The sequence below is a fragment of the Macellibacteroides fermentans genome (assembly GCF_013409575.1).
Lineage (GTDB): Bacteria > Bacteroidota > Bacteroidia > Bacteroidales > Tannerellaceae > Macellibacteroides > Macellibacteroides fermentans.
In genome coordinates this window covers 296287-309831 of record NZ_JACCCY010000003.1, presented here as the reverse complement: position 1 = coordinate 309831, position 13545 = coordinate 296287, and the positions used below count along the sequence as shown (strand labels likewise).

Sequence of the window (13545 nt, the reverse complement as noted above, 5' to 3'; positions counted from 1 at the left end):
CCGTTAGCACTTCGCCCTAAGCTCTATTGTAAATATCTGAATTACAAAAACATATAATGCATCCTGTTATATCTTGTCAAAATGCAAATAATAGATAAATAAGGAATCCGTGTTTCATGTTATGAGTTTTAAGTTTAAAAATACTTGGTGTTATTTTGCCACTAAGATACTATTAATTGACAATATACTCAAAATAGTTATGTAAACTTATCCCTAAATGTTTATATTGTAGCAGATTCGCAGGGTTGATATTGTCCGATAAAAGGATTATGAGTACCTTGCGCCCAATTTAAACATATGTAAAACATGAAAGAATTCATACGGATACTCCAACGTTTTGTGCCTCCCTATAAATCGAATATGGTATGGAACATTGTATTTAATGTTCTGTCGGCGATACTTAATTTATTTTCATTTGCATTGATTATTCCTATTCTTCAGATTCTTTTTAAGATAAACGAAGAGGTATACACTTATATGCCATGGAGTTTTGAACCTTCATCATGGGAATCGTGGAAAGGGCTGGCAGAGGCTGGAAAGAATAATTTCTTTTGGTATATTACCAATCTGATCGAGACCGAGGGCGGATCATTTACCCTTATCGTGTTGGGAGTATTCCTTGTGATAATGACTTTCCTAAAGGTGGCTACCATGTATCTGGCATTCTTCCATATGATACCCATCCGTACAGGAGTTGTGAGAGATATACGAAATCAGATCAATAATAAAATTACGCAATTACCCCTTGGATTCTTTTCTGAAGAGCGAAAAGGGGATATCATTGCCCGAATTTCGGGAGATGTGAACGAGATTGAGAACTCGATCATGAGTTCGCTGGATATGCTCTTTAAGAATCCTATTCTAATATTTATTTACCTGACCGGGATGATACTGATCAGCTGGCAACTAACCGTTTTCGTACTTGTTCTTTTGCCCTTGGCTGGTTACATTATGGGACAGGTGGGGAAAAAATTAAAACGCAAATCGTTACTCGGACAGCAGCAGTGGGGCGATTTGATGTCGCAGATCGAAGAGACGTTAAGCGGTCTCCGTATCATCAAAGCTTTTAATGCAGAAAGTAAAATAAGGAACAGATTTGAAAAGAGTAATGATATATTTCGTCGTACAACGATGAAAATATACCGCCGCCAACAAATGGCACACCCCATGAGTGAGTTTTTGGGAACAGCAACCATTGTGATTGTGTTATGGTACGGAGGAACATTGATTCTGGCCAATAATAGCCCCATCGATGCTCCCACATTTATTTATTACCTGGTAATTTTCTATAGTATTATCAATCCTGCAAAGGATTTATCCAAATCGGTCTATGCCATACAGAAAGGATTGGCATCCATGGAGCGTGTGGATAAGATACTGAAAGCAGAAAGTGATATCAATGATCCGATAGATCCGAAACCAATTTCCTTGCAAAAGCAGATAGAATATAAGAATGTATGGTTCAAATATCAGAACGACTGGGTGCTTAAAAATGTAAATCTGACCATCCCTAAAGGAAAGACTGTGGCCCTGGTAGGTCAGTCGGGTTCGGGAAAAAGTACGTTGGTCGACCTCCTGCCTCGCTTTTACGACGTTAACGAAGGTTCTATTACCATCGATGGAACGGATATCCGTGAAAGTACGTTGTATGATTTACGCGGGTTGATGGGTAATGTAAACCAGGAGGCCATCCTTTTCAATGATTCGTTCTTCAATAATATCTCTTTCGGGGTGAAAAATGCAACATTGGAGCAGGTTAAAGAGGCAGCCCGGATTGCCAATGCACATGAATTTATCATGGCAAGCGAACAGGGATACGAAACTAATATTGGCGACAGAGGGGGCAAATTGTCGGGTGGCCAGCGACAACGCATCAGCATTGCCCGTGCCATACTAAAGAATCCTCCCATTTTAATCCTGGATGAGGCTACCTCTGCTTTGGATACCGAGTCGGAACGACTGGTACAGGAAGCCCTTGAGAACCTGATGAAGAATCGTACCACGATTGTGATAGCGCACCGCTTATCTACCATTCGCAATGCAGATGAAATATGCGTGATGCACGGCGGCGAAATTGTAGAACGGGGCACACATGATGCATTGCTGGTATTGGACGGCTTCTATAAGAAGCTTTGTGACATGCAGCAGTTCTGAGGATCTGCTGTGTGTAAATATTTTGTTTAGGAGTAACAGAAAACATAAGTCATGAAAAAAACAATCTTACTAATCTTATCCGCTGTTATGATAGTTTCGGGCGGATGTAAACAAATGGAAGCACCTCCGGGTAAAAGCTGGAGTTATTTTTTTGATAAACCGGCAAAAGTATGGGAAGAAACGCTGCCTTTGGGAAATGGAAGGATTGGATTGATGCCGGATGGACAAATAAACAAAGAAAACATTGTTCTCAATGAAATTTCCATGTGGTCCGGAAGTAAACAGGACACAGATAATCCGGAAGCCTACAAATCGCTTGCTCAGATCCGGAAGCTGTTGTTTGAAGGGAAAAACGACGAAGCACAGTCTCTCATGTATAAAACCTTTGTGTGCAAAGGCCAGGGAAGCGGTCAGGGAAATGGAGCCGATACGCCATATGGAAGCTACCAGCTTCTGGGTAATCTGGTGATTGAATACCAGTATCCCAATGAAACAGATACCATTTCACAATATAAACGGGCGCTCAATCTGAATGATGCGGTTGCATCAACCTCTTTTAAAAGAGGAAATGTACTGTATGCGAGGGAAGTATTTACCTCTTTTGCCGACGATTTAGGGGTGATCCATTTGTCTGCCAGCGAAAAAAGTAAACTTGGTTTTACCATAAAGATGAACCGTCCCGAACGTTACCGGGTTTCAACGGAAGGAAACGACCTGATCATGCAGGGAGAATTAGCCAGCGGAACGGACACCGCAGGACCGCTTTATGGGGCACGTGTACGTGTAATCCTTCCTCAGAACGGTGACATCGTGACTTCCGATAGCTCACTTACCATAACCGATGCGACGGAAGCAACCATTCTGATCTCTATGGCCACCAATTATTTCGGACATCAGGTTCCTGACCAACTGTCTGCTTTGATAGATAAAGCAGAAGGAAAAAGTTTTGACGAACTTAAGGATGACCATATCGCAGCCTACTATCCGAAGTTTAACAGGGTAGATCTGAATCTGGGTGAGAGTGCTGCATCGAAGTTGCCCATAAACAAGCGTCTGACAGAGTTCAACAAAACAAAACAGGATCAGGACCTGATGGCGCTTTACTTTCAGTTTGGTCGCTATCTGTTGATCTCTTCCACCCGTGAAGGTCTGTTGCCCCCCAATTTACAAGGATTGTGGTGTAATACTGTTCGTACGCCCTGGAACGGAGATTATCACCTTAATATTAATCTGCAGATGAATTTATGGCCGGCAGAGGTTACAAATCTTTCTGAATTACACCTTCCGCTGATTGAATGGACCAAAAAACAGGTTTCCAGTGGTGAACAGACGGCCAAAGTCTTTTATAATTCGCGTGGATGGGTTACGCATATCTTAGGAAATCTGTGGGAATTTACCGCTCCGGGAGAGCATCCTTCGTGGGGTGCAACGAATACATCTGCCGCATGGCTTTGTCAGCATCTGTACCATCATTATCTCTTTACGATGGATAAAAAATACCTGGCTGAAGTGTATCCGGTATTGCGGGGAGCCTCTCTGTTCTTTGTGGATATGCTGGTTGAAGATCCCAGGAATGGGTATCTGGTTACGGCTCCTACCACCTCTCCCGAGAATAATTTCAGGATGAGCAATGGAAGTGTTGTAGCTGTTTCGGCCGGCTCCACGATGGACAATCAGTTGATACGTGAACTTTTTGGAAATACGATGGAGGCTGCTGAGATCTTGGGATTGGATAGCGTATTTGTTCAGGAGCTGGCTGCTAAAAGAGATAAGCTTATGCCTACAACGATAGGGAAAGACGGACGAATCATGGAGTGGTTGAATGAATACGAAGAGGCGGAGGTAACACATCGCCATGTATCACATCTGTATGGATTGCATCCCGGAAATGAAATTTCCGTTTCTCAAACGCCGGAACTGGCTAAGGCAGCCCGTGCCACTCTTGAAAAGAGAGGTGATGCAAGTACGGGATGGTCTATGGCATGGAAAGTAAACTTCTGGGCTCGATTGCACGACGGCGACAGAGCTCATAAACTGTTGTCGGATTTACTCAGGCCTTGCCTGAAGTCGGCAGACGAGCCTGAGTATTCAGGCTTTGGAAGCGGAACCTACCCGAACCTCTTCTGTGCGCATCCTCCGTTCCAAATTGATGGAAATTTTGGTGGAACTGCCGGAATTGCAGAAATGCTGATTCAAAGTCAGACGGGTATTATCGAATTGTTGCCAGCCTTACCTTCTGTATGGAAAAACGGTAGTTTCAGAGGCTTGAAAGTTCGGGGAGGAGCAGAGATGGATGTACACTGGACAAACAACCGGGTGGATAATGCAACCCTGAGGGCAGATGTAAACAATACATTTAAAATTAAGATGCCAGCGCATGCACCAAAACTAAGTGTTAAGATAAACGGCGAATCTAAATCATTGCCGGTTAGCGATGGTATATTGTCTCTTACAATGAGCAAAGGTGATATTGCAGATTTCATCTTTTAAGTTTACGTATCTCCAGAATAAACTTTGATAAGATTATAAATAAGAGAGTCCCGGTTAATCGATAACCGGGACTCTCTATTTATAAGTTGTTCTGTTTGGACCTTGATCAGGCGTTATCGTCTGTCAGATTCAGACTCTGATCTACTTTTCCCAAATGCTTCATCACCTTGGCATCCAAATAGAATATAAGTTCTTCCGCTATGTTTGTACAATGATCTCCGTAACGCTCGAGCTTGCGAATCACACCCGATACAAAAATACCTGACAATGCACTTCCCGGATGAGTCTCAATAAAATCGGCAATCAATGAAGCCGAAGCGTGATTTATCTCATCAACCACGGCGTCTTTCGCAAATACTCCGGATGCAATGGAGGAATCCTCTTTTTCGAAGGCCTCTTTTGTGAGAGACATCATTTCCAACACAGCCTTGAGCATCTCTTCAATACGTGTTTTCTTAATAAGCTCCGGATCGATAGGCTCACCGTCCGGTAAATTTCCGGCAAAGCGGGCGATACTTTCGGCAAAGTCGCCGAGACGTTCCAGATTGGTATTGATCTTGTACATGGCCAATACAAAGCGAAGGTCGATGGCTACCGGAGCATACAGAGCAATAATATCTTCGCAATCACTGTCTATCTTAAGCTCAAAAGCATTTACCCTTCGTTCCCTGTTCATCACTTTAAAGGCCAGTTCCTTGTCGCCGGTCAGCAATGCTTCCCCTGCATTATACAATTGCTGGTGTACCAATGCCCACATTTGGCTTATGCTTGCCTTTAATCCATTTATTTCCTCTTCTATTACTTTCATGATGCGTTTGTTTATGGGATAATCCTTACTTTGAAATGAATGCCAAAAAGATCAACCGAAGCGTCCCGTGATATAATTCTGAGTCGACTCCTTCTCCGGATTTGTAAATATCTTTCGCGTATCGCCAAACTCAATCAACTCACCCAGATAGAAGTAGCCGGTTTTGTCACTAACGCGTGCGGCTTGTTGCATATTGTGTGTAACGATTACAATCGTATATTCTTTTTTCAATTCATGGATAAGATCTTCAATCTTGCCTGTTGAAATCGGGTCAAGGGCAGATGCCGGTTCGTCCATAAGCAATATGGATGGCGAGATGGCCAGTGCACGGGCAATACATAAACGTTGTTGTTGACCGCCCGACAGTTCGAAGGCACTTTTCTTTAACTTGTCTTTCACTTCATTCCACAAAGCTGCTTGCTGAAGGGTTTTCAGAACCGTTTCTTCAATGTAGTTCTCATCGCTAATACCATTAACCCGTAAACCATAAGCTACATTTTCGTAGATACTTTTGGGAAATGGATTTGGCTTTTGAAATACCATGCCAACGTTTTTTCTCAGTTGATCTACCTTTTCTCCCTTAGCATATATGTCTCGGCCATCAATTTGGATAGTCCCTTCCAGACGTGTTCCGGAAATTAAATCATTCATTCGGTTAAACAACCGGAGAAAGGTTGATTTACCACATCCCGACGGACCGATAAACGCTGTTGAGGTATTCGATTCAATTTTCATCGAGATGTTTTTCAACGCGTGAAAGTCACCGTAGTAGAAATTTACATTTTGAGTATCAATCTTGATCATATTCTTTGTGGACATTAGTTCATTTTAACTTTCTTTGCGAAATAAGAACGGAGTGCATTGGCTAGTAGATTTACAATCAGCACAATGGCAATCAATACCAGGGCGGTGCCATAAGCCATCCCCCTGGATGCCTCTACATCGGTTCCGCTGGTCGAAATAACATACAAGTGATAAGGCAATGCCATACACTGATCGAAAATACTTCCCGGAAGCTGTGGCAGGAAATAGGCAGCAACCGTGAAAAGAATCGGGGCAGTCTCTCCCGAAACACGTCCGACAGACAAAATCAGACCGGTGATGATATTGGGAAAAGCCATTGGTAGTATTACCTTGCGGATGGTCTGCAGTTTGGTAGCACCTAATGCTAGAGAGCCGTGACGGAATGAATCGTCAATACTTTTCAACGCTTCTTCGGTGGTACGTATTACCAACGGTAGAGACAATAGAGCAAGGGTAAGCGATCCGGCGATGATTGAGTCGCCAAATCCCAAAGTATTTACAAATAGTGCCATCCCGAATAAACCAAATACAACAGAGGGTACACCGCTGAGGTTATTGGTCATGATTCGTATGAATTTGGTTATTTTACCGTTTGTTGCATATTCATTCATGAAGATCCCACTCATTACTCCAATGGGGAAACTGATCAGACTGCTTCCCAATACCAGATATAATGTTCCCACGATGGCGGGATAGATACCTCCGGAAGTCATACCTTCCTCGGGTGATTTGGTTAGGAAATCCCAACTAATCACACTGGCACCTTTAATGATGATAAAGCCGAGTATGACAAACAGAATGAGAACAACCAAATAGCTAAGTGAGGTAAAGAATCCGAAAGCAATTTTTTGCGACCATCGTTTCCTGTTATTCACATTGCCCAATTTTTCTATAGGAGTCATATGTAATTATATTTTTTTCTTGGATGAGATATATTCAACAGCGATACTGAGCACCAGTGTAATCATGAACAGTACGGCACCAAGCAGGAACAGCGATTCATAGTGGGCACCACCTGCCGGAGCTTCTCCGAGTTCTGCAGCAATGGTTGCAGGAATGGTTCGTACAGGTTCAAAGAATGAAGTCGGGATAATGGCTGCATTTCCTGTAACCATCAATACTGCCATTGTTTCACCGATGGCACGCCCGATTCCCAATACAACCGCAGATGTGATTCCGGAACTGGAATAGGGGATTATTACTTTATAGATTGTCTGCCATTGGGTGGCTCCGAGCGCCAGACTCGCCTCCTTCATGGCGCGGGGAGTGGTGCGCATTGCGTCTTCAGCAACTGTGATGATCGTAGGCAAGGCCATGATGGCAAGTACAACGCTACCGGCAAAAGCCGTTTCGCCAACAGGGAGGTTAAACCCTTTCTGTATCAACGGAACGATAACAACCAACCCGAAGAATCCGTAAACAACGGATGGAATCCCTGCTAAAAGCTCAATTACAGGTTTGAGGAATTGGCGTGTCTTGAAATTGGCTATTTCGGCAAGGTATATGGCAACGGCCACACCGAACGGTAAGGATAGGATGATTGCTCCGAAGCTAACCAACAGAGTTCCCAATAACAATGGAATCAGTCCGAATATGGGAGATGGTGTTGCAGTGGGATACCACTGGGTGCCACCAAAAAATTCTCCCGGTCGGATCGGGTCCTTTGAAATTACAGTTCCCTTGAAATCTTTGGCAAGATACATTTCGGGGAAGAATGCAACAATTCCTTTTTCCTTTTGAACGAGCTCGTTGATCTTGTCGGGCACAAATTCAAACTCGGCCCCAAGTTCTTCTTCTGTGTAGAAGTTCGTAAGGTCTGAAAAACGAAAAACCAGAATTTCCTCGTCGTTGCCTCCAAGTTCACTCCAGTTTGTAATTTCCGAATCAAATACCTGTTTTGTATTTTCCGGCGAAAGATGTTTAACAGGATTGCTGCTGTTTACGGCTAGTACATAACCTTCTTCTACAGCGGGACTGTTAAATAGACCGGAAGCCTCTTTGAAAAGGAAAACGATAATCAGAAGGATGGCGAGGCTGGTTACGCTCCCGCTTATCAGTAATCCTCCTTCAACTATTTTTTCAAAAAACTTTCTCACGTTGATCGATTTATTTCTGATGCAAAGTAAGAAAATGAGTATTAAGATGGGGTTAAATAGGTTTGAAGGAAATATTACATATATGTTACAAATATATTACAGGTCACTAGTGTCCGGTTAAAACTACCAGATATTCAACTGGTTAGAACTATTCGGACTGGTTAAATTGTAATTTGTATTTATAAATAGCTCATTTATAGGCATTTTCTCAAACAAAGTCAAGCTGAAAATCTGCAATAAAGTGTAGAGCGGCGGCTCTAATTTCATTTTCTTTTTGACTATTGAGACAAGCAGATACATACAGATTGCTATCCATATTTGGGTGTACACTGCGTTTCTGCTGGTGCCATAAAAAGCTTTTATCCGAAGATGCTGTTTTATCCATTTGAAAAACAGTTCAATCTTCCATCGTTCTTTGTATAACTGAGCAATTGTAAAGGCTGGTAACTCTAAGTTATTCGTCAAGAAAACATAAATCTTGCCGGTTTCGGCATCTTGATATTTTATCCTCCTCAAATAGTCTGGATAATCTTTCTTGATGTAAAAGCCTGTCAGTTTTATAGATTGATCGTATTTGAGTCCGGTGGTCTTGTCCACCTTTCGACTATACACTCTTCTGGCAGCCATGTTATCCTTGGCCCTAGTCACGAAGAACGCGCGTTGTTCGTGGATGATAGTGTAGAACCGAAAGAAATCGACATAACCTTTGTCCATTACATAAATGGCACCAGGCTCGACTACGATATGTTCCATTACATTGACGTCGTGGCATAAACCATCCGTCAAATGTACAAATGTGGGTATGGAGCCCCGCAAGTCCAGCAACGTGTGCATTTTAACAGCACCTTTGTTTTTGCGAAACTTCGCCCATGGAAAAAGACTTAAGCACAAGTCGATGGTGCTGCTGTCCAAGGCGTACACCATGTTTTTGACATCAAGCTTGAACTCGTTATCCTTTTCATAAAGGTGTCGAGCCTCCTTGATCAGAACTTGTGCGTAGTCTGCATAAATTCGCCAATCCCGACTTTCGTTGGCCTCTGCCAATGTGGATTTAGGAACCGGCTGCTTTATGCCTGAATGATATAATTTATTGGAAAACGCTGTCAAGCAAGATTCGATGTCACGTAAACTTTCCCTATAGGTAAGTTGAGCAAAACCCATCACATAAAAGTGTTCCTTACAGGTAAAGTTCCTTACGCGATGGTTACCCTTGTACTTTTCAACACACTTGTTGAATTCATAAGTCGGTAAAAATGACATCAGTTGCGCGAAAACGGTTTTCCCTATATTCATGATTTACGGTATTTTTCGTAAATCTAGGTAATTTCCAATATTTTCAAATCGAAAAATTAAAGAACGTATTTGAAAGCCTTTATCAATGCGGGTTTCAGGAGTTTGTTAAAGTCCTTAACCGGACACTAGTGATTACAGGTTTCTGTAAAGTAACAAGGAGCTGTACGATTCGTACAACTCCTTGTTAATAAAAATGTAATATGTGTTACTTTGCGTATTTGCTCCAGTCAACATTGTGCATGTCGCCACTGGCTGCCAGCTCTTCGTGGAAAGCAAAACTGCATTTCAAATTCTGAGGTGTATGTCCTTTGATACCCATATTCATATATTCAGTAAGCAAAGGTCTGTAATCCGGATGAACACAATTGTTGATAATTGCTTCGGCACGTTGAACCGGAGATTTACCTCTTAAATCGGCTACACCGTACTCTGTGATAATAACCTTTACAGAGTGTTCATTATGGTCAACGTGAGATACCATGGGAACAAATGCACTGATCTTACCATCTTTAGCTGTAGAAGGAGTGGTGAAGATTGACAGGTAAGCAGAACGTGTAAAGTCACCCGAACCACCGATACCGTTCATCATTTTAGTTCCCGATACGTGGGTTGAGTTGATATTACCGAAAATATCAGCTTCCAGCGCGGTGTTGATCGTTATCAAACCTAAACGACGGGCTACTTCCGGGTTGTTGGAGATTTCCTGCGGACGAAGTAATATCTTATCCTTGAAGAAGTCCAAATTTGCATAGATTTCGCGGATCACATCGTTACTTACAGACAATGAACATCCACTGGCAAACTTAACACGACCTTCTTTCATCAAAGAAATAACCGCATCCTGAATTACCTCCGTATACACATTGAAGGCAGGGATTTCCTTATTTTCACCAATAGCAGCAAGTACTGCGTTGGCAACATTACCTACCCCACTTTGCATCGGTAGGAATCCTTCCGGAATGCGACCGGCTTTCAGTTCGCCAGCAAGGAACATAGCCACGTTGTTACCAATAGCCTTTGTAACGTCGTCCAGCGGAGCAAATGCACCACCTTCGTTTGCATTTTCAGTTTCAACCACGCCAACGATCTTAGATGGATCAACCTTTACATAAGGCAATCCAATCCGGTCTGAAGGAGAATAAACGGGTATTTCGCGACGATAAGGAGGATCCAGAGGCTCGTAGATGTCGTGCATCCCTCTGATAGCCTTCGGATGTTTATGGTTAAGTTCCACGATTATTTTATCGGCCAAACGACAGATAGTAGGTGTGATACCTACTCCGCAAGTAGGAACAATCTCTCCGTCTTCAGTTACATCGGCAGCTTCAATAACAGCTACATTTATTTTTCCAAGAAAACCATAACGCAGACTTTGCGCCAGTTCCGATAAATGCATATCATAGTACTGAGCCTTGTGTGCATTAAGTGCAGAACGTAAATCTTTGTTAGATTGATACGGCGTTCTGAATTTGATGGCATTTGCACGGGCAAGTTCGCCGTCTAGTCTGTCTCCGGTAGAAGCTCCGGTAAACATTCCGATCTGAAATGGGTTGCCTTTGGCATGCTCTTCAGCTGCTCTTTTTGCAATAGCCTCCGGAACCGATTTAGGACATCCGGCTGGCGTAAATCCACTGAAACCAACGTTGTCGTCGTTATTCACGAACGCAGCAGCTTCTTCAGCAGTAATGAATTTTAATGACATGGTATAGTAATTTTATTATAAATGTTGACTTCTGGAAAAAACGACGCAAAGTTATTAAAAACCGCTGATTTTCAATATTTGCGGTTAAATATTTCAGAATAAATAACAGCCTTCTTCAAATCATCTGTATCAGTAAATGTAATACCTTGCATTACAGTGTTTTCATCATCCGGTTCTAGTTGAAGTGCCGGAGTCGATTTAATTGCAGATGGGTGCTGACTTTCCGTATTCAGAAACGGGGTGCTTGCATGAGGTTGTTTCTCTTTACTTTTGATTGCAGGTCTGGTTGCTGGTTGTGGAGTTGGCATAGTTTTGGCTTTCGGTTTCTCTTCCTGCATCTCTTCCAGCATTTCCCAGAAACTCTTTTGTGCAGGTTTCTGTGTTTCGGGCTCTATTTCACTGTCCGGCCTGCCAAGAACTTCTGTCTGACGTTTTTTCTTCTTGCCCGAACCGAACAATCCACTGACAGCTGCAACGATTAAAAAAACAATGTAAAGCCAATCTCCAAGGTTATCCATAACTTTTGATTATTTTTGCACCTCAAATGTAGGAAGAAAAAATGAATTATCATAAAGAACAAAAAAATAAGGGTAACTTCCCAGCCACCCTTATCTAGTAATTAACCAAAACCTTAACTATGAAAAAATTTACGTTTTTCATAGGCAAAAATACGCTGATGGTTTTTGTTGACAAAATATTTTGAATCATTTTTTATTGAGAACAATTTGTTTTATATATTTTTAATATTTATCGAATGAGTAATGAAACGAAAGGCGTGGACTTAAAATCTGCTGCCCAGAACGTAGAACGTAAGCTGTTTATTGAAACCTATGGCTGTCAGATGAATGTGGCAGACAGTGAGGTTGTTGCATCCATCATGGAGATGGATGGTTATGCTGTGACCAACAAAATTGAAGAGGCGGATGCCATCTTCGTAAATACCTGCTCTGTGCGCGATAATGCCGAACAGAAGGTGTTAGGGAGGTTGCAGTATTTTCAGTCGTTAAAGCGGAAAAAGAGAACGCTCATTATCGGAGTGCTCGGTTGTATGGCTGAAAGGGTAAAAGAGGAGTTGATCAGCAATCACGGGGTGGATTTGGTGGTTGGTCCCGATTCGTACATGGATCTTCCGAATTTGGTTGGAGCCGTGGAGCATGGAGAGAAAGCAATTAACGTAGAACTTTCTACTCAGGAAACGTATAAAGATGTAATTCCGTTGAAAATAGGCGGAATAAATATCTCCGGATTTATTTCCATTATGCGCGGTTGTAATAATTTCTGCACCTATTGCATTGTTCCCTATACACGTGGAAGGGAGAGAAGCCGCGATGTGGAAAGCATCCTGAATGAGGTGCGGGATATGCGCGATAAAGGTTTCCGCGAGGTTACTCTGTTAGGGCAGAACGTTAATTCGTATCTTTTCAAAAAAGGGGATGAGAGCATAACCTTCCCGATGCTATTGGAGCGGGTGGCTTTGGAAGCTCCTGATATGCGGATCCGTTTCACTACATCACATCCAAAAGACATGAGCGACGATACACTGACTGTAATAGCGAAGTATCCAAACTTGTGCAGGCACATTCATTTGCCGGCTCAATCAGGAAGCTCAAGAATCTTAAAAATCATGAACCGGAAATATACCCGCGAATGGTATATGGACCGGATCGCAGCAATCCGTCGTATTTTACCTGACTGTGCGATTTCGACCGATCTTTTCTGTGGTTTCCACTCCGAAACCCAGGATGAATATGAAGAGACCCTTTCACTGATGCGAGAGGTTGGATACGACTCTGCATTCATGTTTAAATATTCCGAACGTCCGGGTACATTTGCAGCAAAAAATCTGGAAGACAATATTCCGGAAGACGAAAAGGTACGTCGACTTCAAGGGATGATCGATCTGCAAAACAAGCTGTCTGAAGAGAGCAACCTGAGAGATGTCGGTAAAGTATTTGAGGTATTGGTTGAGGGCTTTTCCAAACGTTCGCGCGAGCAATTATTCGGTAGGACAAGTCAGAATAAGGTCGTTATATTTGATAAGCAGAATTTTAAAGTTGGCCAATTTGTAAAAGTACGTGTAACCGGAGCCTCTTCGGCCACTCTGTTTGGTCAACCGATAGAAGCATAAGCAACCTTTCTCATTGAACGGAAGGTTAAATAAATGTAAAAGAGCTGCGTAATTCGTAAATTATGTGTTC

10 protein-coding genes are annotated in these 13545 nt (G+C 42.5%); 3 read left to right on the top strand and 7 right to left on the bottom strand.

Annotated features, from left to right (window positions below; all coding sequences use genetic code 11):
• The first annotated feature begins 306 nt into the window (after nt 1-306).
• Complete coding sequence (locus tag F5613_RS10720; protein WP_179399744.1) at nt 307-2154, top strand: ABC transporter ATP-binding protein; 1848 nt, start codon at nt 307-309, stop codon at nt 2152-2154.
• Between the two features lie 51 nt (nt 2155-2205).
• Nucleotides 2206-4644, top strand: coding sequence for a glycoside hydrolase family 95 protein (locus F5613_RS10715; protein WP_179399743.1), 2439 nt, complete (start codon nt 2206-2208; stop codon nt 4642-4644).
• Nucleotides 4645-4750: 106 nt separating this feature from the next.
• Here the strand turns inward: F5613_RS10715 and phoU are convergent, their stop codons facing one another.
• From phoU to F5613_RS10680, 7 genes are all read right to left on the bottom strand, one after another.
• Nucleotides 4751-5452, bottom strand: a complete 702-nt coding sequence (phoU, locus tag F5613_RS10710) for a phosphate signaling complex protein PhoU (RefSeq protein WP_179399742.1) — start codon at nt 5450-5452, stop codon at nt 4751-4753.
• A gap of 51 nt (nt 5453-5503) precedes the next feature.
• Nucleotides 5504-6256 (bottom strand): phosphate ABC transporter ATP-binding protein PstB, encoded by a 753-nt coding sequence (gene pstB, locus F5613_RS10705; RefSeq protein ID WP_179400019.1) that lies wholly within the window; start codon nt 6254-6256, stop codon nt 5504-5506.
• A 14-nt stretch (nt 6257-6270) separates the two neighbouring features.
• Complete coding sequence (pstA, locus tag F5613_RS10700) at nt 6271-7158, bottom strand: phosphate ABC transporter permease PstA (RefSeq protein ID WP_068184496.1); 888 nt, start codon at nt 7156-7158, stop codon at nt 6271-6273.
• Between the two features lie 6 nt (nt 7159-7164).
• Nucleotides 7165-8352, bottom strand: a complete 1188-nt coding sequence (pstC, locus tag F5613_RS10695; protein ID WP_079684154.1) for a phosphate ABC transporter permease subunit PstC — start codon at nt 8350-8352, stop codon at nt 7165-7167.
• 123 nt (nt 8353-8475) lie between these two features.
• Nucleotides 8476-9645, bottom strand: coding sequence for an IS4 family transposase (locus tag F5613_RS10690; RefSeq protein WP_179398827.1), 1170 nt, complete (start codon nt 9643-9645; stop codon nt 8476-8478).
• A 205-nt stretch (nt 9646-9850) separates the two neighbouring features.
• On the bottom strand, nt 9851-11347 hold the full coding sequence (locus F5613_RS10685; RefSeq protein ID WP_079684153.1) for an acetyl-CoA hydrolase/transferase family protein: 1497 nt from the start codon (nt 11345-11347) through the stop codon (nt 9851-9853).
• A gap of 71 nt (nt 11348-11418) precedes the next feature.
• Nucleotides 11419-11865: a hypothetical protein gene (locus F5613_RS10680; protein ID WP_079684151.1), complete on the bottom strand. Its 447-nt coding sequence runs from the start codon at nt 11863-11865 to the stop codon at nt 11419-11421.
• Nucleotides 11866-12101: 236 nt separating this feature from the next.
• On the opposite strand from F5613_RS10680, the gene miaB reads away from it, so the two are divergent.
• The gene (gene miaB, locus F5613_RS10675) at nt 12102-13475 is read left to right on the top strand and encodes a tRNA (N6-isopentenyl adenosine(37)-C2)-methylthiotransferase MiaB (RefSeq protein WP_079684150.1); all 1374 of its coding nucleotides are present in this window, start codon (nt 12102-12104) and stop codon (nt 13473-13475) included.
• Nucleotides 13476-13545: the final 70 nt, after the last annotated feature.

Excerpts from the sequence above, each read along its gene's own strand:
- F5613_RS10720 (WP_179399744.1), top strand. The coding sequence starts at position 307 with ATGAAAGAATTCATACGGATACTCCAACGTTTTGTGCCTCCCTATAAA.
- F5613_RS10715 (WP_179399743.1), top strand. The coding sequence starts at position 2,206 with ATGAAAAAAACAATCTTACTAATCTTATCCGCTGTTATGATAGTTTCG.
- phoU (WP_179399742.1), bottom strand. The coding sequence starts at position 5,452 with ATGAAAGTAATAGAAGAGGAAATAAATGGATTAAAGGCAAGCATAAGC.
- pstB (WP_179400019.1), bottom strand. The coding sequence starts at position 6,256 with ATGATCAAGATTGATACTCAAAATGTAAATTTCTACTACGGTGACTTT.
- pstA (WP_068184496.1), bottom strand. The coding sequence starts at position 7,158 with ATGACTCCTATAGAAAAATTGGGCAATGTGAATAACAGGAAACGATGG.
- F5613_RS10690 (WP_179398827.1), bottom strand. The coding sequence starts at position 9,645 with ATGAATATAGGGAAAACCGTTTTCGCGCAACTGATGTCATTTTTACCG.
- F5613_RS10685 (WP_079684153.1), bottom strand. The coding sequence starts at position 11,347 with ATGTCATTAAAATTCATTACTGCTGAAGAAGCTGCTGCGTTCGTGAAT.
- F5613_RS10680 (WP_079684151.1), bottom strand. The coding sequence starts at position 11,865 with ATGGATAACCTTGGAGATTGGCTTTACATTGTTTTTTTAATCGTTGCA.
- miaB (WP_079684150.1), top strand. The coding sequence starts at position 12,102 with ATGAGTAATGAAACGAAAGGCGTGGACTTAAAATCTGCTGCCCAGAAC.